The following is a 22,898-nucleotide window of genomic DNA, read 5'->3' as shown; positions in this document are numbered from 1 at the left end:
GAGGACCCCACCGGCACCGCCCGGCCTATGCTGTGCTCCTGCCGGGCGGGTTCAGGACCGCCGTGCCGACCTCGAGGAATCGTCCGCCATGACACCGAGCGCCCCCGACGGCCCTGTTCCCAAGGGCCGCAGCAGGCGCAACTTCGCGGGGGCGCGGCCGGTGATGGCCGACGTGGCCCGGATGGCCGGGGTCTCCAAGCAGACCGTCTCACGGGTGCTCAACGACCATCCGGCCGTCCGGACGGAGACCCGCGAGGCGGTCCAGGACGCCATGCGCACCCTCGGCTACCGGCCCAGCCGCAGCGCGCGGTCCCTGGCCAGCGGCAGGACCCGGATGCTCGGCGTCATCTCCTTCGACGCCGCGCGGTACGGGCCCGCCTCGATCCTCACCGCGATCAACACCGCTGCCCAGGAGGCCGGTTACCTCGTCAGCTCCATCGCCCTCGACACCGCCGACCACGACACCGCCGTCGAGGCCGTGAACCGGCTGTCGGCCGAGGGCGCGGACGGCGTGATCGCGATCGCCCCCCAGCTGTGGGTGGGCCGGACCCTGGCGGAGGCGACCGATCTGGGCACTCCCCTGGTGGTGCTGGAGAACGCGCTCGACGACGAGACATCCCTGGTCACCGGCGATTCCCGCACCGGCGCCCGCAAGGCCACCGAGCATCTCCTCGGCCTCGGCCACACCACCGTCTGGCACATCGCGGGCCCCACGGGCTGGACCTCCGCCCACCATCGGCTGACGGGCTGGCAGTCGACGCTCCGGGCGGCCGGCGCCGCCGTTCCGGACCCCCTCGTCGGGGACTGGAGTGCCGGCGCCGGCTACGACCTGGGCCGTCGGCTGGCCCGGCGCCCGGAGGTGACGGCGGTGTTCGCCTCCAACGACCAGATGGCGCTCGGCCTGCTGCACGCCCTGCACGAGTCCGGGCGGTCCGTCCCCGGGGACGTCAGCGTCGTCGGGTACGACGACATCCCCGAGGCCGCGCACTTCCTGCCGCCGCTGACCACCGTACGCACCGACTTCGCGGAGATCGGCACCCGTTCGCTGCGGCTCCTCGTCGACCGCATCGACGGCCCGGGCGAGTCGCCCCGCATCGACACCCTCGTGCCCGTGGACCTCGTGGTGCGGGCGAGCAGCGCTCCCCCACCGGTGCGCTGACCGCCGTTCGTCAGCCGTCTCCCCCGGCGGCGGCCCGCTGCCAGGCCCCCTCCCTCAGCAGCCGAAGCCCGTTCAGGCCGACCAGGACCGTCGAGCCCTCGTGGCCCGCGACGCCCAGCGGGAGCGGCAGGTCACCGGCCAGGTCCCAGACGACGAGGCCGGTGATGAACACCCCGGCGATCACGAGATTCTGCACGACGAGGCGGCGGGCGCGGCGGGACAGGGCGACCGTGGCGGGAACCGCGGCGAGTTCGTCGCGCACGATGACGGCGTCCGCGGTCTCCAGGGCCAGATCGGAGCCGGCCCGGCCCATGGCGATGCCGGTGTGCGCGGCGGCCAGCGCGGGAGCGTCGTTGACGCCGTCGCCGACGACCAGCACCTTGCGGCCCGCGCTCTCCATCTCCTTGACGGCCGCCAGCTTGTCCTGCGGCAGCAGCCCGGCACGCACGTCGTCGATGCCGGCCTCGGTGGCGAGGTGCGCGGCGGCGCGGGGATTGTCGCCGGTGAGGAGCACCGGAGCGGTGCCGGTGAGCCGGGCGAGGGAGGCGACGGTGGCGGCGGCGTCCGGGCGCGGCCGGTCGGCGATGCCGAGCAGTCCGGCGGGCGTGCCGTCGACGACGACCAGGACGGCGGTACGGCCGGACTCCTCCAGTTCCGCGGCCGCGGCGACGGCGTCGTCCGCGAGCCGGGCGGGTGCGCCGACCTCGACCGTACGACCGCCGACGACGGCGGTGACTCCCACGCCGGGCGCGGAGGTGAAGTCGTGGGCGTCGGGCAGTTCGAGATCCCGCTCGCGGGCCGCGTCCACGACCGCCCGGGCCAGCGGATGCTCACTGGGCCGTTCGGCTGCTGCCGCCAGTGTCAGCAACTCCCGCTCGCCCAGGCCCGATCCGGGCAGCGGCCGGACGTCGGTGACACGGGGGCTGCCCTCGGTGAGTGTGCCGGTCTTGTCCAGGGCGACGGCATCCACCTGGCCGAGCCGCTCCATCACCACGGCCGACTTCACCAGCACGCCGTGGCGTCCGGCGTTGGCGATGGCCGACAGCAGGGGCGGCATGGTGGCCAGTACGACCGCGCACGGAGAGGCCACGATCATGAAGGTCATGGCGCGCAACAGTGCGTCGGTGAGCTGGGCCCCGAAGGCGAGCGGGACCAGGAAGACGGCCAGGGTCGCGGCCACCATGCCCAGCGAGTAGCGCTGTTCGACCTTCTCGATGAACAGCTGCGTGGGCGCCTTGGTCTCGGACGCCTCCTGCACCATGCGGACGATCCGGGCGATCACCGAGTCGGAAGCGTCGCGTTCCACCCGGATCCGCAGCGCGCCGGTGCCGTTGAGGGTGCCCGCGAAGACCTCGTCGCCGGGCTCCTTCGCCACGGGCAGCGGCTCGCCGGTGATGGTCGCCTGATCCACCTCGCTCGCCCCGTCCAGCACGCGTCCGTCGGCGCCGACCCGCTCGCCGGGCCGCACGAGAACGAGGTCGCCGACCTCCAACTCCTCGACCGAAAGGGCCTGTTCCTCACCGGCGGGGCTCAGCCGGGTGGCGGTGGCGGGAGCCAGGTCGAGCAGACCCCGCACGGAGTCGGCGGTGCGGGCCGTGGCCAGGGCCTCCAACGCGCCCGAGGTGGCGAAGATGACGATGAGCAGGGCGCCGTCCATGACCTGCCCGATCGCTGCCGCGCCCAGCGCGGCGACGACCATCAGCAGGTCGACGTCGAGGGTGCGGTCCTTCAGCGCCTTGAGTCCCTCCCAGCCCGGCTCCCAGCCCCCCGTGGCGTACGACAGGGCGTACAGGGCTCCCCAGGTCCAGGCGGGGGCGCCGGTCAACTGCAAGGGCAGCGCGAGCAGGAAGAGGGCGGTGGCCGCGGCGGCCCAGCGCGCCTCGGGAAGCGCGAGAACACGGGTACGCCGCCGGGGCACCGCTCCGGGGCGGGCGGGCTTCGCCCGTTCGACCGGCTGAGGCGCGAGCGTGGAGGTCATCAGGGGTCCTTCTGGCGGGGTCGCGTGGCCACCCACCATACAGGAACACATGAAGACTCATTCATACCTTCATGGAAGAGGTGACCCAGTGTGACCATCTCTGTGTATCCGTTACCGCGCAAAACTGAGGCCCTGACCGACTGCCGGCCTCATGGCCTGCCGCAGCGAAGGGCGGATTCACCGCGGCAGCGCCGTGTGGTGGTGCCCGTGCCGTACTTCTCGGGGGGGATGCGGCACCGGGAGCGGCGGGTGGTGTCCTCAGGACGGGCGCACGCCGGTGTAGGGCGAGGAATCCGGCTCCAGCCGGACGCAGCAGTGACCGGGGCTGGGCGCGAGGCATGCCTGGAGGCCGCTTTCGGCGAGCCCGTCCAGCAGGCCGCGGAGCAGGTGGAGGTTCATGCCGCACACCGTCTGGGTGTGCTCGCGGGCGAGCGCGTGGAAGGGACAGTTGCCCAGGACGATGGCATCACCGTCGGAGCGGGGTTCGAAGCCGTTCTCTTCCAGCACGGCGAACACGTCCGCCTGGCCCGGTCCGGCGAGTTGGGCGCCCAGCACCTGGGCCTTTCGGTGCAGAACCGAGCGGACCGGTTCACCTGTGGATTCGGATTCCTCCAGCGCCTGGGCCAGGAGCCGTCCGGCCAGCTCGTAGTGCCGCTCCGGGAGGCTGACCGTGACCTCTTTTGCGGAGCGCTTGTAGAGCTTGGCGGGCCTACCCGCTCCGGGTCCGGTGCGGCCGCTGCGCCGCTCGTAGACGACGTCGAGCAGCGATTCGTCGGCCAGCCGGTCCAGGTGGAAGGCCGCCGTCTGCCGGGCGAGGCCGAGGGCCTCGGCGGCTTCGTCGCGGCTGACCGGTTCCGGCCGGCGCACGACGTGGTCGTAGAGCCTCCTGCGGGTCGGCTCGTCGAGTGCGGCGACGGCGGAGACGTCGGGGCGGGCTACTTCCTTCGAGGGGTCCACGAACACCAGTGTAAAACCCACAGCGATTGACTAAAGAAGGTTTCCGCGCTTCTATCGTTAATGAGAGTTGCCGATAGAAGGAAGGGCGTCATGTCGTCCGCGACCACAACCACCACATCCGCCGCCTCCCGGCGGTCCGCGCTCAGCGATCCCGGCTACCAGGCGTTCGTCATCCTGCGCACCGGGTTCACCGTGGCGCCGATCCTGTTCGGGCTGGACAAGTTCGCCAACCTGCTCGTGGACTGGCCTGCCTACCTCGCCCCGTGGATCAACGACATCGTTCCCGGGAGTGCCCAGGCGGCCATGTACGCAGTCGGAGTGATCGAGATCGTTGCGGGCCTTGCCGTCGCGCTCGCCCCGCGCTTCGGCGGCTGGCTGGTGGCCGGATGGCTCGCCGGGATCATCGTCAACCTGCTGACCATCCCCGACTACTACGACATCGCGCTGCGCGACTTCGGCCTGCTGCTCGGGGCGGTGGCCCTCGCCCGGCTCGCCCAGCGCTACAACGACAAGCGGCGGTCTCACTGACGGCAGGCAGCGGCCACCGGAGGTGACGAGGCGGGTGGGCCCCTCCATCGGCTCACCCGCAGGGTGTGAAGGAGGTCCGTGTCCGGTCCGCGGACAGTCGGGGCGGCAAGCGGCGCCTTCGGCGGCCGGCCGGTCCAGGTCCGGCCGGGCCGGCGCGCATACAGAGCGTGCGAGGCGGGGATCTCCACGAACGGGTTCGGCCGGTCACCAGCCACCACGGGAACCCGCGCCTCGGCGATCGTCGCCGCGGTGTCGCGGGTTACCCGCGGGTCCACCGCACGTGCTGCAGCTTGCGCGTGAAACGGTGCATGTGGGGGTCCAGCAGCCCGGCCGGCTGTTCCAGCACCTGTTCGCCGGTCAGCCACCGGATGGCGTCGAACTCGCCGTGGTCGTAGTCGGTGATGGTGTCAGCATCGGCAATGAGAAGGTGCCAGAGCGAGACGTCGGTGTGTGCGCCCTGCCCCAGGGTCTGGGTCACGGTGAGGAAGAGGGGAAGCTCGCCGGTGATCGGCGACGCCGCAGCCTCGATACCCAGCTCCTCACGGCACTCGCGCACCACCGCGGCCCACGGGCTCTCGCCCGGCTCGACGTGCCCCCCTGCCGGCAGCCACAGGCCCGACTTGCGGTGCGCGACGAGCAGCAGCTGCCCGAGCCTGTCGTCGAGGACAACGAAGTAGCTCACCAAGTGCATCGCTGGAACATCCGGTTTGCCCAGCCGGTAGAGCGGGGCTCCGCCGGCGATCCACTGCGTGGCGGTCTCCCTGTGTGTGCGCTCCAGGTCGTCCCACGGATCGACAGCACCGATCAGCTCCAGAAGGTGGGCACGCGGCTGATCGTCAAGGGCCATGAGCAGGTGGTTGGTCGAGGGCATCTGCGCATGCTTGCAGGAGTCACTGACAATGGTGATCGACGGACACCGTTCGTTTCTCGGGTACCGGCAGGATGCGGTGCTACGCCGAGTGCTGCTCGGCATCGTCACAGCGTGAGGTGCGATCGGCTGTCGGTGGGTGGACTGCGCTTGAGTCTCCCGTAGGGGGAGACGTCAAGGTAGGGGCATGGACGGCGACATGCTCTATTCGATCGGTGAACTGGCCCGGCGGACCGGCCTGACGGTCAAGACCATTCGGTTCTACTCCGATCGCGGGATCGTGGCGCCGACAGACCGCAGCCCGGCCGGCTACCGCCTCTACGGCATCGACGCCGTCGCGCGCCTGGACCTTGTGCGGACCCTGCGGGACCTGGGTGTGGACCTGCCCACGATCCGCAGGGTCGTGGACCGGGAACTCTCGCTTCCCGAGGTCGCCGCAACGCACGCCGAAGCCCTGGCCGTGCAGATCCGCGTCCTGCGCCTGCGGCATGCGGTGCTGACGGCGGTGGCCGAGCGCGGGCTCACCGCTGAGGAGACGGATCTCATGCACAAGCTGGCCCGGCTCTCCGTGGACGAACGCCACCGTCTGATCGGCGACTTCCTCGACGCCGCCTTCGGCAGTCACGACACGGACCCCGCATGGGCGGGGATCAGGCGCTCGATGACCCCCGAGATAGCCGACAGCCCCGAGGCGGAGCAGGTCCGGGCATGGGTGGAGTGGGCCCAACTGGCCGCAGAACCGGATTTCCGCGCCGGCGTGCGGCGGATGGCCGAGGACCACGCGGCCGAACAGACACAAGACGACACCACGGGCCCTCGCCGTGACCTCGGTGCAGTCGTCCGTGACCGGGTCGGCCCCGCCCTGGCGGCGGGCATCGCCCCGACTTCGCAGCAGGCCGATCCGATCGTTGCGGCGCTTGCGGCTCACTGCGCCGACGTCCTCGACCGCCCCGACGACACCGAGTTGCGCCGCCGGCTGCTGGCCCGGCTTGAGAGTGCGAGCGACCCACGCCGGGATCGGTACCTCCAGCTGCTCGCGGTGATCAACGGCTGGCCCGCTCCGGAGAGCCTGGGGCCGGCGTTCAACTGGTCCATCGAGGCCGTGCGCGTCCGAATGGAACGGTAGTGGGCCGGAGATCGCCGGCGTGGGGGCGGGACACCGCCGCATACCATCGGCAGGTGAACGACATCGTCACCCTGCATGCGAGCCCGACGCCATCCGCTCCCGCCCTCGCCCTGCGTCCCTGGTGTGTGGACGACGTTGCCGCTCTCGTCGACGTGTTTCGGGATCCTGCACTGCGCCGCTGGACGAGCTCGGCCGTGGAGGACGAGGGCGATGCGTCGCGGTGGGTGCGGGACCAGGAGCGAGGCTGGGCAGCGGGGGAACGGTTCGGGTTCGCGGTTCTTCAAACGCACCCCGATTCGCCCCGCGGGCAGTTGGTCGGCCACGTGGTCCTCAAGGAGGTGGCCTCCGGAAAGCCGTCGGCCGAGGTGGGCTACTGGACCGCGGCGCACGCCCGCGGGCGGAGTGTGGCGCCGCGCGCTTTGGAGGCGCTCACCGGCTGGGCCTTCGACGTCCTGGGGGCCGACGCGCTGGAGCGTCTGGAACTCCTGCACCAGGTGGACAACCCGGCCTCGTGTCGCGTGGCGCACAAGAGCCGGTACGGCCTTGACAGAGTCTTGCCGGCGGCGCCTCCCTCCTTTCCCCGCGAGGGCCATCTGCACGTACGGCGCCGGGATGCCTGAGATCCGAATGCCCGGACGACCGACCCACCGGCCCCGACCACGCGGACGGTTCGAGGTCACCCGCCACCGGCCCGCCCAACGACGGGCCCCGCCCTCATCGCACGGGCACCGCCACGTACTGGTACTCCAGGAACTCGTCGATCCCGACGCGGCCGCCTTCACGCCCGAGCCCGGACTGCTTGACGCCGCCGAACGGAGCCGCCGGGTTGGAGACCAGGCCGGTGTTCAGGCCGACCATGCCCACCTCGAGGCCTTCGCTGACGCGCAGGCCGCGGTCCAGTCCCTGGGTGAAGACGTAGCCGACCAGGCCCCAGGGCGTGTCGTTGGCGCGGCGCAGGACCTCGTCCTCGTCGTCGAAGGTGAGGATCGCGGCGACCGGGCCGAAGATCTCCGTGCCCATCAGCCGGCTGCCGGGGTCGACACCGGCCAGCACCGTCGGCGGATAGAAGTTGCCCGGCCCTTCAGGCCTCCGACCGCCCACGAGCACCTCGGCGCCGCGGTCCACGGCGTCGGCGACGAGCTCCTCCACCTTGGCGCGTCCGTTGGCGTCGATCAGCGGGCCGACGTCGACGCCGTCCCGGGTGCCGGGGCCCACCACGAGGGCGCCCATCCGCTCGGCGAGCCGCCGTCCGAACTCGGCGGCGACCGAGCGGTGGACGAAGAAGCGGTTGGCGGCGGTGCAGGCCTCGCCCATGTTGCGCATCTTGGCGATCATCGCCCCGTCCACCGCCACGTCCAGGTCGGCGTCCTCGAAGACGATGAACGGGGCATTGCCGCCCAGCTCCATCGAGGTGCGTACGACGGTGTCGGCGCACTGGGCGAGGAGCAGCCGGCCGACGGCGGTGGAGCCGGTGAACGACAGCTTGCGGATCCGGCCGCCGCGCAACAGCGGCTCACACACCTCGCCGGCGCGGGAGGTGGTGACGACGTTGAGCACTCCGTCCGGCAGGCCCGCCTCCTTGAGGATCCCGGCCAGCGCGAGGCTGGACAGGGGGGTCTGCGGGGCTGGCTTGAGGATCATCGTGCAGCCCGCAGCGATCGCCGGGCCGATCTTGCGGGTGCCCATGGCCAGCGGGAAGTTCCACGGCGTGATCAGCAGGCAGGGGCCGACCGGGCGGCGGGAGAGCAGCATGCGGTTGCGTCCGTCGGGCAGCAGACCGCAGCCGCCGTCGATGCGCACGGCCTCTTCGGAGAACCAGCGGAAGAACTCGGCGGCGTAGGCCACCTCTCCCCTGGCCTCGGCGAGCGGCTTGCCCATCTCGGACGTCATCAGGTGGGCGAGCTCGTCGGTGCGTTCCAGGATGAGCTCGTGGGCGCGGCGCAGGATTTCGCTGCGTGCCCGGGGCGCGGTGCGGGCCCAGTCGGGCTGGGCCTGGACGGCCGCCTCCTCGGCAAGCCGGGCGTCCTTGGGGCCGGCGTCGGCGACGTGGCAGAGGGTCTCGCCGGTGGCGGGGTCGTCGACGGGCATGGTGGCGCCGTCCGCGGCATCCACCCAGGCCCCGCCGATGAACAACTGGGTCAGTACCTCGGTCATGTCGTCTCTCCTGGTTGATCGGCGGCGGGGTCGAGGAGTTCGGCGAGGTGCAGGGCGCGGACGTCCTGGTCGCCGGCGAGATGGTCGATCTGGGTGGCGCAGCTGAAGCCGTCGGCGATGACGGGTCGTCCGTCGAGTGCGTCGAGGCGCGGTGTGAGGGCGAGGTCGGCGACGGCGATGGAGGTGTCGTAGTGCTGGGCTTCGAAGCCGAAGTTGCCGGCGAGTCCGCAGCAGCCCTCGGCCTCGTCCACCGTGCGCACGCCCAGGCGGCGCAGCAGGTCGGCAGGGCGGCGGCCCTTGAAGGTGGCGTACTCGTGGCAGTGGGTCTGCAGCACGACGTTCTCGGGCAGGGGCGGCGGGGTCCAGCCCGGGTCGGCCAGGTCGCTCAGGGCGCCGGTGAAGGTCTGCACGCGGTCCGCCACGCGCCGGGCCGCCTCGCTGCCGAGGAGTTCGGGCACGTCGCGTTTGAGGGCTGCGGCGCAGCTGGGTTCGGCCACGATGATCGGCCGGTCGTCGCCGTTGTCGAGGGCGGCGACCGTGCGGCCCATGATCTTGCGGGCCGTGGCGAGCTGGCCGGTGCTGACCCAGGTCAGCCCGCAGCACAGGCCGTCCCGCGAGGTGCAGGGGACACCGGCGTCGGCGAGCACGCGGCTCGCCGCTCCCGCGACCTGTGGGCGGAAGGCACGGGTGAAGCTGTCGACGAAGAGGACGGCCTTGGCCGGTTCGGTGGTCTTCGCAGCGCGGAGGGTCTTGCGCAGGGCGCGGCGGGAGGCGAAGGCGGGGATTCTGCGCTTGGTGGTGACGCCGCCCAGGCGGGCCAGGAACGTGCCGAGGGGTCCGCGCAGCAGCAGGTTGATCGGGCGGGCCGCGTACCCGGCCAGGGCGGAGGTCCGGGGCAGCCAGCCGAGGGAGTAGTGGGAGCGGGGCCGTAGGCGGCCCTTGTAGTGCTGGTGGAGGAACTCCGCCTTGTAGGTAGCCATGTCGACACCGACCGGGCAGTCGCTGGAGCAGGCCTTGCAGGACAGGCACAGATCGAGGGCGTCCTTGACCTCGGTGGAGCGCCAGCCGTCGCCGATGGCTTCGCCCCGGACCATCTCCTGGAGCATGCGGGCCCGGCCGCGGGTGGAGTCGTTCTCCTCGCCCGTGGCCCGGTAGCTCGGGCACATCACCCCGCCCGCGTCACTGCGGCAGCGGCCGACCCCGACACAGCGACGCACGGCACCGGCGAAGCCGTCCTCGTCGTGCGGGAAGCCGAACGTCGTGTCCACGAGCGGTAGTTCGCGCAGGGCAAGGTCGGTGTCCAGCGGAGCCGGATCGACGATGACACCGGGGTTGAGCAGCCCTTCGGGGTCGAAGGTCTTCTTGAAGGCGGCGAACGCGGCGATCATGCGGTGGCTGTACATGACCTTCAGCAGTTCGCTGCGGGCACGTCCGTCACCGTGCTCACCCGACAGCGTGCCGCCGTGCTCGACAACCAACGCGGCGGCCTCCGACAGGAACCGGCGCATGACCGTCCGGCCTGCGTCCGTGGCCATGTCGAAGTCGATCCGCACATGGACGCATCCGGCGCCGAAGTGCCCGTACAGCACACCGGTCAGCTCGTGGGCGGCGAGCAGCTTGCGGAAACCGCGCAGGTAGGCGGCCAAGTCCGCCGGGGCGACTGCCGCGTCCTCCCAGCCTGGCCAGGACTCCCCGCCGTCGACGAGCCGGGCCGCCAGTCCGGCCCCGTCCTCCCGCACCCGCCACAGCGAACGCCGCTCCGCCGGGCTCGCCACGACCCGGCCACCGCTCAGCCGTCCCAGGGCCTTGAGCGCATCGAGCAACTCTTCGGCCCGGGCGTTCACGGTGGTCTGGTCGTCGCCTTCGAGCTCGACGTACAGCCAGGCCCGGCCCTCGGGCAGGCCGGTGACGGAATCGGGGCCGCGGCGGGCGCGCATGGTCGCGACGATCGCCTCGTCCATGCCCTCCACCGCACTGGGCGCGAAGCGCAGGATCTCCGGCACGTCCTCGGCCGCGGTGACCACGTCGTCGTAGCCGAGCGTGAGGAGGGTGGATGCCTGTGCGGTCGCCACCAGGCGGACCGTCGCGGCGGTGACGACCGCACAGGTGCCTTCGGTGCCCACCAGAGCACGGGTCAGGTCGAAGCCGTTCTCCGGCAGCAGATGCTGCAACTGATATCCCGAGACCTGACGCGGGATCCGGCCCAGCTCGGTCCGGATCAGCGCCAAGTTCTCACCGACCAGACGCTTGAGGTCGGCTTCCAGCCGGGCGACGGCACCGGCGTCGGCCGGGTCCAGCGCGTGCAGCCCGGCGTGGTCGGCCACGGCCCGCACGCCGTCGGCCGTCACGATCTCCAGCGCCTCCACATGCCCGCTGGTCCGCCCGTCGCGCACCGACCGGTTCCCGCACGCGTCGTTGCCGATCATCCCGCCGAGCGTGCAGCGGCTGTGCGAGGACGGGTCCGGGCCGAAGTCGAGCCCGTGCAGCGCCGTCGCACCGCGCAGCGCATCCAGCACCACCCCCGCCTCGACCCGCGCAGTGCGCGCCACGGGATCGATGTCCAGGATCCGGTTCATGTACCGGGAGAAGTCCAGCACCACACCCGGGCCGACGGCGTTGCCGGCCATGCTCGTGCCGCCGCCCCGGGCGGTGACCGGCACACCCGTCTCGCGGCAGGCCCGCACCACCGCGACCACGTCCTCGGCGGCCCGCGGGAAGACCACCGCCCTCGGCGGCACACGGTAGTTGGAGGCGTCGTAGGCGTAGGGGCCGGTGGCCCCCGGGCCGGTCTCCACCCGCAGACCGGGCGCGAGCTCGGCGATACGGGCCACAAGACCCGCCAGGTCGCGGGTGGCGGTGGTCATCGGTCCGACGCTCCCGAGGTTCCGGCCTCGACGGCGTTCGCCCAGGCCCGGAGGCCCTCGTCGACGCCGGTCTCGTCGATCACGAGCGCCGGGATCATACGGACGACCTGGTTCCAGGCGCCGCACAGCAGCAGGAGCAGGCCCTCGTCGATCGCGGCGCGCTGAACGCGGGCGGCGGTCTCCGGGTCGGGGCTGCCGTCCTCGGTGACGAACTCGGTGGCGAGCATGAGACCGAGGCCGCGGACGTCGCCGATGCCCGGGGTGCGGTCGGCGACGGCCTCCAGACCCTGGCGGAGCCGCTTGCCCATCGCCTCGGCGTTCTCGACGAGCTTCTCGTCGCGTACGACGTCCAGTGTCGCGCAGGCGGCGGCGCAGGCGACGGCGTTGGCGCCGTACGTGCCGCCCTGCGAGCCGGGCCAGGCCTTCGTCATCAGCTCCTCGGAGGCGGCGATGCCGGAAAGGGGGAAGCCGCTGGCGAGGCCCTTGGCGGTGACCAGGATGTCGGGGGTGACGCCGAAGTGGTCGTGGCCCCAGAAGCGGCCGGTGCGGCCGACGCCGGTCTGCACCTCGTCGAGGATCAGCAGGAAGCCGTGCCGGTCCGCCCGCTCCCGCAGCCCTTCGAGGAAGGCGCGGTTGGCGGGGACGTAGCCGCCCTCGCCGAGGACCGGCTCGACGATGATCGCCGCCGTGTCGGCGGGCGACGAGATCGTCTGGAGGGTGTAGTCGAGTTCCTTCAGCGCGAAGCGGGTGGCGGTCTCCTCGTCCCAGCCGTAGCGGTAGGCCGTCGGGAAGGGGGTGACGACCACGCCGCTCATCAGCGGCGAGAACCCGGACCGGAAGCGGATGCCGGAGGTGGTCATGGAGGCGGCGGCGACCGTACGGCCGTGGAAGCCGCCGTGGCAGACCAGGACGTTGGGCCTGCCGGTGGCCTGGCGGGCCAGCCGCAGGGCCGACTCGACGGCCTCGCTGCCGGAGTTGGTGAAGAACAGGCTGTCCAGACCGGCCGGCAGCACCTCGCCCAGCTTGTCGACGAGGCGGCGCAGCGGCTGGTGCATGACGGTCGTGTACTGGCCGTGGATCAGCGTGCCCACCTGCTCCTGCGCCGCCGCCACGACCTCGGGGTGGCAGTGCCCGGTGCTGGTGACGCCGATGCCGGCGGTGAAGTCGAGGTAGCGGCGGCCGTCCTCACCGTAGAGGTGGACGCCCTCGCCCCGGGTGGCCACGACGGGCGTGGCCTGGCGAAGGTGCGGCGACAGTGCGGTCATGGTGTCTCCCGGCCGTACGACGAGGTCTGGTGGCTTGGCTCAGCTCCGGTACCCGAGCATCCGAGCCGTCGCGAAACGGGACAACGCGTGATCTGTCCAGCCGGAACCCGTTGTCCGGACGATGTGTCAACCTGCGAACCCCACGGGCACCGCCCGCCCCTCCCGTGGACAGCTCTTGCGCAGGTCAGCGCCGCTTGTCAGAGTGACCGGGCACGCAGGGAGGCACCGTGAACGCTCACCCCCCGACGGCCGGCCCGGACGCCGCCCCGGCCGGCCGTGCGCCGACCCTCGCCGACGTCCTCGCCCTGCCGGTCCTGGCCGCCGGGCAGCCCCAGGTCGTCACGGGGCTGGACCGGCTGGACCGGCCGGTTCGCTGGGTGCACATCACCGAGCTGACGGACCCCGCCTCCTTCCTCAAGGGCGGCGAGCTGGTCCTGACCACGGGCATGCCGCTGCCCGAGGACGCCGCGGGGGTCCGCCGGTACGTCGAGGAACTCACCGAGGTGGGGGCGGCCGCCCTGGTCATCGAACTCGTACGGCGCTACCACCGGCCGCCCGACGCCCTCGTGCAGGCCTGCCGGGCCCGGGGGCTCCCCCTGGTCACCCTGGCCCGTGACGTCAACTTCCTCGAGGTCACGCAGGTCGTGCACGCCCTGATCCTCGGCAGCCAGGCCGATGCGATGCGCCGCACCCAGCGGATCCACGAGGCGTTCACGGCCCTGACGTTGCGCGGGGCGGGGCCGGAGGACGTGGTGCGCGCGGCGGCGGAGATGAGCGGCCGGACGGTCGTGCTGGAGAACCTGGTGCACCAGGCGCTGATCTGCGAGCCCTCGGGGAGCACGGTGGAGGAGGCGCTCGGGGACTGGGAGCGGCGCTCCCGGGCGATCGAACCGGGCGACCACACCGAGGTGGGCGGCCCGGAGGGCTGGCTCACCGCGCCCGTCTCCTACCAGGGCGAACGCTGGGGGCGGCTGGCCATGCTGCCCGGCGACGGCCCGGTCTTCGGTCCGGAGCACGTCACCGTCCTGGAGCGGACGGCGATGGCGCTGACCGTGGCCCGGCTCATCCACTCCACGCCGTGGGAGCGCACGGCCCATCGCAACGCACTGCGGGAGCTGGCGGAGCAGCGCCACCACTCCCCCGAGGACGTCCGTGCCCGCTGCGCCGCGCTGGGCCTGCCCACGGAGGCCGGTGTGTTCCTGGCGATCCTCGTGGACCCGGGGCCCGGCGGGGAGGGTGCCGAGCCGGAGACCCGGCTGCACCGGGAGCTGAGGTCGGCCGGCGTCCCGGCCCTGGTCGGCGAACTCTCCCCCGGCCGCATCGGTGTCCTGCTGGCGTTGCGCCCGGCCCAGCCCTGGCGCCCCGTGGCCGAACGGCTGAGCCGCACCGCGCTGGCTCTGGCCCCGGCGGCGATCGTCGGTGTCGGCTCGGAGGTGGCGGACCTCGCCGACACGCCACGCTCCTTCCGGGAGGCGGCCCGGGTCATAGAGGCCACCCCGCCCGGCCAGGCCCTGCCCGCGGACCGTTCCTTCCACGAGCTGCCGGACGTCGACCTGAGCCGGCTGCTGTACGCGCTGCGCGAGGACACCAGGATCCAGGACTACACCGAACGCCGACTGGGCCGGCTCATCGACCACGACACCCGGCACGGCACCGACCTGCTGACGACCCTGGGCCACTACCTCGACGCGGCCGGCAACAAGACGACGGCGGCCCGTCGCGGGGGCCTGTCCAGGGAGACCATGTACCAGCGCCTGCGCGCCATCGAACGCCTCCTCGACACCGACCTCGAATCGGGCGACCGCCGCACGGAGCTCCACGTGGCGCTCACGGCGTTGCGGGTGCTGCGCGCCGACCGGGGAGCGCATCCCCTGTAACGCTTCTCCCGTCCCGTTCCAAGAACGAGTGACAGGCACCTGCCGACGAGAAGGGGACACGCGTGGACGACGCGGAACGGTTACGGGGCGGGTCCGCTGCGGCGCTCGGCGACCCGCGGCTCTTCGAGGAGTTCTACCGGCGTCACGTCGACGCGGTGCTGCGCTTCGTCGCCCGCCGGGTGGACGACCCGCACACGGCGGCCGACCTGACGGCCGAGATCTTCCTCGCCGTCCTCGACTCGGCCGGCACGTACCGGCCGCACCTCGGCAGCGAGACCGCATGGCTGTACGGCATCGCCCGCAACGTGGTGTCGTCGGAGCGCCGCCGGATCGCCCGGGAGAGCGAACGCGATCGGCGCGTCTGCGGGCGGCGGTTGCTGGAGCCCGACGACATCGCCCGCATCGAGGACAAGCTCGACGCGGAGAGCCCCGGGCGGCGCGTCCTTGCCGCGCTGGAGCGACTCCCCGAGGGTGAGCGGGCCGTCATGGAGCTGATCGCGGTCGACCAGCTCACGGTCACCGAGGCCGCGGCCGCGCTGGGCATCCGCCAGGTCACGGCCCGGGTCCGGCTGCATCGGGCGCGCAAGGCGCTGCGCGAGGAGGCGGACTGCCGGACCGACCGGACGGCGGAGGCATCGCTGGTGTACGTGGCGAGGGGGGAAGCATGAGCGCGAGGACGACGTTCGAGGACCGGCTGCTCACTGAGCTCAAGGGGGAGATCGCCCTGCGGGCGGCGGGGTCCGGGGCGGACGACGTGGGCGGGGCGACGGCTTCCGTGCGCCGCCGGTTCGCCCCGCGGCGGATCGCGGTGGTGGTGGCGGCCTGCGCGGCCGCGTGGGCCGCCACGGTGGCGGTGCCCGGTTCGCCCGCCGACTCCGGCGCGTTCGCGGCGGAACGCCACGACGACGGCAGTGTCGAACTCACCGTCAGGACAAGCGGCTTCGGCATCCACGACCAGCTGGAACTCGCGGAGCGCGTGCGCCCGTGGGGCATCCGGGTGAACGTGGTCGCTCCCGGGGACGTGTGCAGTCCGCGGGAGATCCCCCGGGTGATGGTCCTCACCGCCCAGGGCGACCCCATCCGCGCCTGGCCCGTCACCCTGCGCCGGGGCAGCACGCTGGTGATCAAGAACTCCTGGGGCGAGCCGGTGCCCCGGGACGAGATCGAGCACTACGAGGTGAGGCCCTGCGCCCGGTGAGCGCGCGGTTGGGCTGGCTCGACGCGCTGCGCGGACTCGCCGCCCTCGTCGTGGTGTTCGACCACTCCTCGCACACCTTCATGCCGGGCCTCCGAGCGGAGTTGATGCCTCAGTTCAACACCAGCCGCTACGGCATCATGGTGTTCTTCCTGGTCAGCGGGTACATCATCCCGGCGTCGCTGGAACGCCGGGGCTGTGTGCGGACGTTCTGGATCGGGCGGGTCTTCCGGGTGTACCCGCTGTGGGCGGTCGTCGTCGCGGCGCTGCTCGCCGTCGACGTCCTGGGGCTCACCGAGCTGCGCGACGTCGGCTCGCAGAGCACGCTCACCGTGGCCGTCGCACACGTCACGATGCTCCAGGAGCTGCTGGGGACGCCCAACGTCCTGCTCGTCCTCTGGACGCTGTCGTACGAGATGTGCTTCTACCTGCTGGTCGTCGCGCTCTTCACGGTCCGGCTGCACCAGCGGTCCGCGGCGGTCGCGGTGGTCCTGGCGGTCCTCGCCGGAGTGAGCGCGACGGCGGGTGCCGTGCTGCCGGCTTCCGCGCTGTCCGGTCTGGTCGGCACCGGCCCGCTGATCGCCTTCGCGTCGATCGCCATGGGCGTCGCCCTCTGCTGCGCGAGCTCCGGCTCACCCGTGCCGCGGGTGTTCGGGGGTGTACTGGGGGGAGCGCTGGGGCTCGTGCTGGTCGCGTTCAACGGCACGGTCCCCTTGTGGGAGGGCCTGGTGATCCTCGCCGTCATGTTCCTCGGGACCGCGGTCCATCGTGCCGAGCGAGGGCGGAGCACCTGGCGCCGCGCAGGGGTCACCGCCGTACTGGTGGTCGTCTGTGCCGTGGGAAGCGCCTATCGGTACGGCGACGGCCACCACTTCACCCGGCGCGGCTGGATCACGGCGTTCCTGCTGGCCGTGCTCACCTTCGCCGCCGGTTGGGCATGGCGCGGCCGGCGCGTACCGCGACCGCTGACCGGCCTGGGAGCGGTCAGCTACTCGGTGTACCTGGTGCATCCGGTGCTGCTCGCGGTGATCGACGGCACCGCCGGACGCGGGCACGACGACGACGTGCTCGAAGTGGCCTTCTTCGTCGTCCTGTTGCCCCTGTGCGTACTCACCCACCGCCACGTCGAAGCGCCGGGCCAGGCCTGGGGCCGCAGGCTGGCCCGCCGCTCGGGAGATCGGGCGTCGGACGATCAGGTGTCGAAGTCCACCGTCAGTTCCTCCGACACCGGGAACGACTGGCAGGTGAGGACGTAGCCCGCGTCGACCTCGGACGGTTCGAGGGCGAAGTTGCGGCGCATGTCGGCCTTGCCGTCGGTGATCTGGGCCCGGCAGGTGCCGCAGACACCGCCCTTGCAGGCGAAGGGCAGGTCGGGACGGGTCTGCTGGGCCCCCTCCAGGATGGTGCGGTCGCGGGGCAGCGGGGACGTGGTGGAGCGGCCGTCGAGGGTGACGGTGACCTGGCTGACCGGGCCGGAGGGGCCGGTCTCGGTGTGCCGGACCTCGCGGACGGGCTCGTCGTCCGCGTAGAACAGCTCCTGGTGGACGCGGTCGGCGGGGACGCCGAGGCCGGTCAGGACCTGCTGGGCGGCGCGGACCATGCCGTGCGGGCCGCACAGCCACCAGTGGTCGGCCGACTCCACGTCCACCAGGGCGTCGACGAGCGCCGAGAGCCGCTCGGCGTCGAGTCGGCCCGAGAGCACCTCGGCCTCGCGGGGCTCGCGGGAGAGGACGTGGGCGAGCTGGAACCGCGTCGGGTAGAGGTCCTTCAGGTCGGCGAGTTCGTCGGCGAACATGACCGTGCCGGTGCGGCGGTTGCCGTAGAGCAGGGTGACGCGCGAGCGGGGGTCGGCGGCCAGGACGGACTCCACGATGGAGACCATGGGCGTGATGCCGGAGCCGGCCGCGATGAGGACATGGTGGCCGTGAGCGGTGAGGTCGGGGGTGAAGGCACCGGTGGGCGCCATGACCTCGACGGTGTCGCCGGGGCGTACGTCATGCACCAGCCAGGAGGAGAACAGGCCGCCCGGCACCACCCGGACGCCGATCCGCGGCGCTGTGCCGGCCGGGGCGCAGATCGAGTACGAGCGGCGCTCGTCCCGGCCGTCGACATCGCGGCGCAGGGTGAGCGACTGTCCGGGTGCGAAGGTGAACTCCTCGGCCAGCTCGGCCGGGATGTCGAAGCTGAGGGCCGCCGCGTCCTCGCACAGCGGCTGCACGGCGGCGACCCGCAGGGGGTGGAAGACCGGACGTCGGCGGGCACGCGGGCGCGGCGCCGGGGCGGGGGCCGGCTCCATCAGGTCCTCCATCAGATCTCCTTGACGTACTCGAACGGCTCGCGGCAGGCGAGGCAGCGCCACAGGGACTTGCAGGAGGTGGCGCCGAAGCGGGAGGTCTCCTCGGTGTCGGGGTGACCGCAGCGGGGGCAGGGCACCGAGCGGCGGGGCGGCGACAGCACGAGCGGAACCGGCCCGGCGGCGTGCCGCGGCGCTGCCCCGGGCGGGGCGATGCCGTGCTCGGCGAGCTTGCGGCGGCCCTCCGCCGTGATCCAGTCGGTGCTCCACGGCGGGTCGAGGACCGTGCGGATCTCCACGTGCGCGTACCCCGCCTCGCGCAACCGGGCGGCCACGCCCGCGCGCATTTCCGCCATCGCCGGGCAGCCCGAGTACGTGGGGGTCAGGCTCGCGACGACCGTGCCGTCCTCGGTGAGCGACACCTCGCGCAGTACGCCGAGGTCGGCCAGGGTGAGCATGGGCAGTTCCGGGTCGGGCACCTGCTCGGCGATGCGCCGGGCCCGTCGCGCGTCGCGCAGTGCCGTCACCATGTCGCCTCCGGGTGGGCCCGGGCCACGCCCTGCAACTCGGCCAGCAGCGGGGCGAGATGCTCGGTGTGGTCCCCGGTGCGGCCCGAGCCCGGCAGGGGGCGGTAGACCGGCATGGGCAGTCCTGCCGCCTCGGTGACCTGGCGGAGGACCGCGACGACCTCGTCCCGGACGTCGTACGCCGTGAACAGCTCGCCCAGGTAGGGCGCGACCTGCTCCTGTGCCCTGCGCATCCGGCGGTGGGACTCCTCGGTGCCGTCGCCGAGGCGCACGGCCCACTCGGCCGCGTACTGGCGGTGGTAGGCCAGTTCCTTCAGGCCCTTGGCGGCGATCGCCGCGAGCACCGGGTCGCGGTGCGCGGTGAGCCGCTCGAAGTGTGCGAGGCGCCAGCTGGCGAGCACCAGAAGCCGCACGACGGAGAACGCGAAGTCCCTGTTGGGCAGTTCGGCCAGGCGGACGTTGCGGAAGTCGCCGGCGTCGCGGAAGTAGGCGAAGGCGTCCTCGTCGCGGCCGGTGCCGTCGGCCTGGCCGGCGCGGGAGTAGAGCAGGCGGGCCTGGCCGAGCAGGTCGAGCCCGATGTTGGCCAGCGCCACCTCCTCCTCCAGCTCGGGGGCGCGGGTGGTCCACTCGGCCAGCCGCTGGGCGCAGACCAGGGCGTCGTCGGCCAGGGTGACGCACAGGGCGGCGAGTTCACCGGCGTCCACGTCGTCGGGCACGGCGGTGTCCACGCCGTGCAGGGGGTCCTCGAAGCCGGTGCCGTAGGCCCAGCGGGTGTCGTCCTCGTGTCCCTCGGCGAGGGTCAGGTAGACGTGGTCGTCGCTCATGCCCTCTCCTTCAGATGTGCGGGACGTCTTCGGGGATGTCGTAGAACGTCGGGTGCCGGTAGACCTTGTCGGCGCTGGGATCGAAGAAGGGGTCCTTCTCGTCGCGGGTGGAGGCGGCGATGTGCTCGGAGCGCACGACCCAGATGGACACGCCCTCGTTGCGCCGGGTGTACAGGTCGCGGGCGTGGGTGAGGGCCATGCGATCGTCGGCGGCGTGCAGCGATCCCACGTGGACGTGGTTCAGGCCGCGCTTGCCCCGTACGAACACCTCGTACAGCGGCCAGTCCTGCCGGTCGGCGGTCATGCCACCGCTCCCTTCTCCGCGCGGGCGGCCTGTTTGGCGGCGTGGGCGGTGGCCGCCTCGCGCACCCAGGCGCCCTCCTCGTGGGCCGTGCGGCGCCGTTCCATCCGCTGGTCGTTGCACGGGCCGTCGCCCTTGATGACCCGCATCAGCTCGTCCCAGTCGGGCGTGCCGAAGTCGTGGTGTCCCCGCTCCTCGTTCCAGCGCAGCTCCGGGTCGGGGAGCGTCACGCCGAGCTTCTCGGCCTGGGGGACGGTCATGTCGACGAAGCGTTGGCGCAGTTCGTCGTTGCTGTGCCGCTTGATCTTCCAGGCCATGGACTGCGCGGAGTTGGGTGAGGCGTCGTCGGGCGGGCCGAACATCATCAGCGACGGCCACCACCAGCGGTTCACCGCGTCCTGCACCATCTCGCGCTGCTCCGGGGTGCCGCGCATCATCGTCATCAGCAGCTCGTAGCCCTGCCGCTGGTGGAAGGACTCCTCCTTGCAGATCCGCACCATGGCGCGCGCGTAGGGCCCGTAGGAGGAGCGGCACAGCGGCACCTGGTTGCAGATCGCGGCGCCGTCCACGAACCAGCCGATCACCCCGACGTCCGCGAAGCTCAGCGTCGGGTAGTTGAAGATCGACGAGTACTTCTGGCGGCCCTCGATCAGCCGCTCGGTGAGGTCCGCGCGGTCGGCGCCCAGCGTCTCCGCCGCGGAGTACAGATACAGCCCGTGCCCGGCCTCGTCCTGGACCTTGGCGAACAGAATGGCCTTGCGGCGCAGCGACGGCGCGCGGGTGATCCACTCGCCCTCCGGCTGCATGCCGATGATCTCCGAGTGCGCGTGCTGCGCGATCTGCCGGATCAGTGTCTTCCGGTACCCCTCCGGCATCCAGTCGCGCGGCTCGATCCGCTGGTCCCGCGCGATCGTGGCGTCGAAGTGCTGCTGGAGAGCCGGCTCGGCGCCGTCCGCCCCCGGGGGGCTGGAGTGTGTCGTGTCCATCCGTCCCACTTCCCAACCGACCATTCGTTCGGTCCATCGTAGGACAAGCCGGCGCGCCTTGGTAAGACCCCTTGAGCAAGTCCTGGACCCTTGACAGGCGTCGAGACGGCTGGATTACATGACAACGCCAGGCTAACCGAATGTTCGGTCGGGCTACGAGGTGGTGCGAAGAGTGACCCATACCGCTGACGCGACGACGCCACCCGCGGAGGCGATGTTCGCCGCGGACGAGGCCTCCCGCGGGCTCGGGATCGAGCTGCTGGAGCAGGGCGAGGGGACCGCCGTGCTGCGCATGACCGTGACCGCGGCGATGGTGAACGGGCACGGGATCGCCCACGGCGGCTACGTCTTCCTGCTCGCCGACAGCGCCTTCGCCTGCGCCTGCAACAGCCACGGCCCGGTGACCGTCGCGGCCGGCGCGGACATCACCTTCGTCGCCCCGGCGCACCAGGACGACGAGCTCGTGGCGCGGGCCGAGGAACGCACCCGGTACGGGCGCAGCGGCCTCTACGACGTGACGGTCCGGCGGGGCGACGAGGTGATCGCGGAGTTCCGGGGCCGCAGCCGTAGCATCAGGAGCACGAGGCCGGAGGAATCCTGAATGACCAGCGAGACGACGGCCCCCAGGGCCTCGGAGCCGACGGGACGGCGACGCGGCGAGCCCCTCCCCCACGACCTGCTCGACGACGGGGAGCGGCTGACCCGAGAGCAGCTGCGCGAGCTTCAGCTCGACCGTCTGCGCAGGAGCCTGCGGCACGCCTACGACAACGTGGAGGCGTACCGCAAGAAGTTCGACGCGGCCGGGGTCTCCCCCGACGACTGCCGCTCACTGGCGGACCTGTCCCGCTTCCCCTTCACCACCAAGGCCGACCTGCGGGACACCTACCCGTTCGGGATGTTCGCCGTCCCCATGGACCGGGTGCGGCGGGTGCACGCCTCCAGCGGCACCACCGGCCGCCCCACGGTGGTCGGCTACACGGAGAACGACCTGTCGATGTGGGCGGATCTCGTCGCCCGCTCGATCCGCGCCGCGGGCGGGCGTCCGGGCCACAAGGTGCACGTCTCCTACGGCTACGGGCTGTTCACCGGCGGTCTCGGCGCGCACTACGGCGCGGAGCGCGCCGGCTGTCTGGTGATTCCGGCCTCCGGGGGCATGACCGCGCGCCAGGTGCAGATCATCCAGGACTTCCGGCCCGAGATCATCATGGTCACGCCGTCCTACATGCTCACGCTGCTCGACGAGTTCGAACGGCAGGGCATCGATCCGCGCACGAGCAGTCTGCGGGTGGGCATCTTCGGCGCCGAGCCGTGGACGGAGGAGATGCGCCGAGAGATCGAGGAGCGGACGGACATCCACGCCGTCGACATATACGGCCTGTCCGAGGTGATCGGGCCGGGTGTCGCCCAGGAGTGCGTGGAGACCAAGGACGGACTGCACGTATGGGAGGACCACTTCTACCCCGAGGTCGTCGACCCGGTCACGGGTGAGGTGCTGCCCGAGGGCGAGGAGGGCGAGCTGGTCTTCACGTCCCTGACCAAGGAGGCCCTGCCGGTCGTCCGCTACCGCACCCGCGATCTGACGCGGCTGCTGCCCGGCACGGCCCGGCCCGCGTTCCGCCGCATCCAGAAGATCACCGGCCGCTGCGACGACATGATCATCCTGCGTGGGGTGAACGTCTTCCCCAGCCAGATCGAGGAGATCGTGCTGCGCACGCCCGGCGTCGCCCCGCACTTCCAGATCCGGCTGACCCGGCGCGGCCGCCTGGACCACATGACCGTCCGTGTCGAGGCCCGCCCCGGCACCGGCCCCGAGCAGCGCGAGGCCGCGGCCGGAACGATCGCCCGGGCCGTCAAGGACGGCATCGGCATCACCGCCGACGTGACGATCGTCGAACCGGAGACCCTGGAGCGCTCCGTCGGCAAGATCCGCCGGGTGAAGGATCTGCGCGAGGCGTGAGCCACTGCGGCCGCGGCGACCGCTCATGAGCGGCACTCC

At 72.2% G+C, this 22,898-nt stretch carries 21 protein-coding genes; 10 read left to right on the top strand and 11 right to left on the bottom strand.

Features of this window, described 5'->3' with window-relative positions:
- Nucleotides 1–88 precede the first annotated feature (88 nt).
- A complete protein-coding gene (locus FDO69_RS25565; RefSeq protein WP_104782197.1) occupies nucleotides 89–1,159 on the top strand; it encodes a LacI family DNA-binding transcriptional regulator in 1,071 nt (356 codons plus the stop codon).
- A 10-nt stretch (nucleotides 1,160–1,169) separates the two neighbouring features.
- Here FDO69_RS25565 and FDO69_RS25560 read toward each other — a convergent pair whose 3' ends face one another.
- Together FDO69_RS25560 and FDO69_RS25555 are read right to left on the bottom strand one after the other, a co-directional pair.
- Nucleotides 1,170–3,137, bottom strand: coding sequence for a heavy metal translocating P-type ATPase (locus FDO69_RS25560; protein WP_104782196.1), 1,968 nt, complete (start codon nucleotides 3,135–3,137; stop codon nucleotides 1,170–1,172).
- A 258-nt stretch (nucleotides 3,138–3,395) separates the two neighbouring features.
- Nucleotides 3,396–4,100, bottom strand: coding sequence for a helix-turn-helix transcriptional regulator (locus FDO69_RS25555; RefSeq protein ID WP_104782195.1), 705 nt, complete (start codon nucleotides 4,098–4,100; stop codon nucleotides 3,396–3,398).
- An 84-nt stretch (nucleotides 4,101–4,184) separates the two neighbouring features.
- Between FDO69_RS25555 and FDO69_RS25550 the strand changes: the two genes are divergently transcribed.
- Nucleotides 4,185–4,622, top strand: a complete 438-nt coding sequence (locus tag FDO69_RS25550) for a hypothetical protein (protein WP_104782194.1) — start codon at nucleotides 4,185–4,187, stop codon at nucleotides 4,620–4,622.
- 259 nt (nucleotides 4,623–4,881) lie between these two features.
- Here FDO69_RS25550 and FDO69_RS25545 read toward each other — a convergent pair whose 3' ends face one another.
- The gene (locus FDO69_RS25545) at nucleotides 4,882–5,493 is read right to left on the bottom strand and encodes an NUDIX domain-containing protein (protein ID WP_104782193.1); all 612 of its coding nucleotides are present in this window, start codon (nucleotides 5,491–5,493) and stop codon (nucleotides 4,882–4,884) included.
- A gap of 184 nt (nucleotides 5,494–5,677) precedes the next feature.
- Here FDO69_RS25545 and FDO69_RS25540 point away from each other — a divergent pair, with 184 nt between their 5' ends.
- Both FDO69_RS25540 and FDO69_RS25535 read left to right on the top strand, forming a co-directional pair.
- A complete protein-coding gene (locus FDO69_RS25540; protein ID WP_104782192.1) occupies nucleotides 5,678–6,616 on the top strand; it encodes a MerR family transcriptional regulator in 939 nt (312 codons plus the stop codon).
- Between the two features lie 53 nt (nucleotides 6,617–6,669).
- Nucleotides 6,670–7,236: a GNAT family N-acetyltransferase gene (locus FDO69_RS25535; RefSeq protein WP_104782323.1), complete on the top strand. Its 567-nt coding sequence runs from the start codon at nucleotides 6,670–6,672 to the stop codon at nucleotides 7,234–7,236.
- 94 nt (nucleotides 7,237–7,330) lie between these two features.
- On the opposite strand, the gene FDO69_RS25530 is transcribed toward FDO69_RS25535, so the two are convergent.
- From FDO69_RS25530 to FDO69_RS25520, 3 genes are read right to left on the bottom strand one after another with little or no spacing between them, the layout of a single operon-like run.
- On the bottom strand, nucleotides 7,331–8,770 hold the full coding sequence (locus FDO69_RS25530) for an NAD-dependent succinate-semialdehyde dehydrogenase (protein WP_104782191.1): 1,440 nt from the start codon (nucleotides 8,768–8,770) through the stop codon (nucleotides 7,331–7,333).
- The gene (locus tag FDO69_RS25525) at nucleotides 8,767–11,634 is read right to left on the bottom strand and encodes an FAD-binding and (Fe-S)-binding domain-containing protein (protein WP_104782190.1); all 2,868 of its coding nucleotides are present in this window, start codon (nucleotides 11,632–11,634) and stop codon (nucleotides 8,767–8,769) included. The genes FDO69_RS25530 and FDO69_RS25525 overlap by 4 nt, the downstream gene beginning before the upstream one ends.
- The gene (locus tag FDO69_RS25520) at nucleotides 11,631–12,899 is read right to left on the bottom strand and encodes an aspartate aminotransferase family protein (RefSeq protein ID WP_104782189.1); all 1,269 of its coding nucleotides are present in this window, start codon (nucleotides 12,897–12,899) and stop codon (nucleotides 11,631–11,633) included. The genes FDO69_RS25525 and FDO69_RS25520 overlap by 4 nt, the downstream gene beginning before the upstream one ends.
- A gap of 227 nt (nucleotides 12,900–13,126) precedes the next feature.
- On the opposite strand from FDO69_RS25520, the gene FDO69_RS25515 reads away from it, so the two are divergent.
- The 4 genes from FDO69_RS25515 to FDO69_RS25500 all read left to right on the top strand — a co-directional run bounded on the left by FDO69_RS25515 (nucleotide 13,127) and on the right by FDO69_RS25500 (nucleotide 17,227).
- Entirely contained in the window at nucleotides 13,127–14,776 is a 1,650-nt protein-coding gene (locus FDO69_RS25515; protein ID WP_104782188.1) for a PucR family transcriptional regulator, read from the top strand.
- A 62-nt stretch (nucleotides 14,777–14,838) separates the two neighbouring features.
- The gene (locus FDO69_RS25510) at nucleotides 14,839–15,444 is read left to right on the top strand and encodes an RNA polymerase sigma factor (protein WP_104782187.1); all 606 of its coding nucleotides are present in this window, start codon (nucleotides 14,839–14,841) and stop codon (nucleotides 15,442–15,444) included.
- Nucleotides 15,441–15,974, top strand: a complete 534-nt coding sequence (locus FDO69_RS25505; RefSeq protein ID WP_104782186.1) for a hypothetical protein — start codon at nucleotides 15,441–15,443, stop codon at nucleotides 15,972–15,974. Before FDO69_RS25510 ends, FDO69_RS25505 begins: the two co-directional genes overlap by 4 nt.
- Nucleotides 15,971–17,227 carry an acyltransferase family protein gene (locus tag FDO69_RS25500; RefSeq protein ID WP_234388093.1) on the top strand — a complete coding sequence of 419 codons (1,257 nt, stop codon included), beginning with the start codon at nucleotides 15,971–15,973 and terminating at the stop codon, nucleotides 17,225–17,227. The genes FDO69_RS25505 and FDO69_RS25500 overlap by 4 nt, the downstream gene beginning before the upstream one ends.
- Here FDO69_RS25500 and paaE read toward each other — a convergent pair.
- From paaE to paaA, 5 genes are read right to left on the bottom strand one after another with little or no spacing between them, the layout of a single operon-like run.
- The gene (gene paaE / locus FDO69_RS25495) at nucleotides 17,164–18,279 is read right to left on the bottom strand and encodes a 1,2-phenylacetyl-CoA epoxidase subunit PaaE (RefSeq protein WP_420878540.1); all 1,116 of its coding nucleotides are present in this window, start codon (nucleotides 18,277–18,279) and stop codon (nucleotides 17,164–17,166) included. The two genes, FDO69_RS25500 and paaE, sit on opposite strands and share 64 nt — an antisense overlap.
- A complete protein-coding gene (gene paaD / locus FDO69_RS25490) occupies nucleotides 18,279–18,794 on the bottom strand; it encodes a 1,2-phenylacetyl-CoA epoxidase subunit PaaD (RefSeq protein ID WP_104782184.1) in 516 nt (171 codons plus the stop codon). The genes paaE and paaD overlap by 1 nt, the downstream gene beginning before the upstream one ends.
- Nucleotides 18,788–19,615 carry a 1,2-phenylacetyl-CoA epoxidase subunit PaaC gene (paaC, locus tag FDO69_RS25485; protein WP_104782183.1) on the bottom strand — a complete coding sequence of 276 codons (828 nt, stop codon included), beginning with the start codon at nucleotides 19,613–19,615 and terminating at the stop codon, nucleotides 18,788–18,790. Before paaC ends, paaD begins: the two co-directional genes overlap by 7 nt.
- 10 nt (nucleotides 19,616–19,625) lie before the next feature.
- Nucleotides 19,626–19,919: a 1,2-phenylacetyl-CoA epoxidase subunit PaaB gene (paaB, locus tag FDO69_RS25480; RefSeq protein ID WP_104782182.1), complete on the bottom strand. Its 294-nt coding sequence runs from the start codon at nucleotides 19,917–19,919 to the stop codon at nucleotides 19,626–19,628.
- Nucleotides 19,916–20,902 carry a 1,2-phenylacetyl-CoA epoxidase subunit PaaA gene (paaA, locus tag FDO69_RS25475; protein WP_104782181.1) on the bottom strand — a complete coding sequence of 329 codons (987 nt, stop codon included), beginning with the start codon at nucleotides 20,900–20,902 and terminating at the stop codon, nucleotides 19,916–19,918. Before paaA ends, paaB begins: the two co-directional genes overlap by 4 nt.
- Before the next feature lie 214 nt (nucleotides 20,903–21,116).
- Here paaA and paaI point away from each other — a divergent pair, with 214 nt between their 5' ends.
- Both paaI and paaK read left to right on the top strand, forming a co-directional pair.
- Complete coding sequence (gene paaI / locus FDO69_RS25470) at nucleotides 21,117–21,503, top strand: hydroxyphenylacetyl-CoA thioesterase PaaI (RefSeq protein WP_104782180.1); 387 nt, start codon at nucleotides 21,117–21,119, stop codon at nucleotides 21,501–21,503.
- The gene (gene paaK, locus FDO69_RS25465; RefSeq protein ID WP_104782179.1) at nucleotides 21,504–22,859 is read left to right on the top strand and encodes a phenylacetate--CoA ligase PaaK; all 1,356 of its coding nucleotides are present in this window, start codon (nucleotides 21,504–21,506) and stop codon (nucleotides 22,857–22,859) included.
- The last annotated feature ends 39 nt before the right edge of the window (nucleotides 22,860–22,898 follow it).

It is taken from the genome of Streptomyces tibetensis, assembly GCF_007655005.1.
GTDB classification, from domain to species: Bacteria; Actinomycetota; Actinomycetes; order Streptomycetales; family Streptomycetaceae; genus Streptomyces; species Streptomyces tibetensis.
Note: the sequence above shows the minus strand (reverse complement) of the source record. Positions and strands in the feature narration are given on the sequence as shown.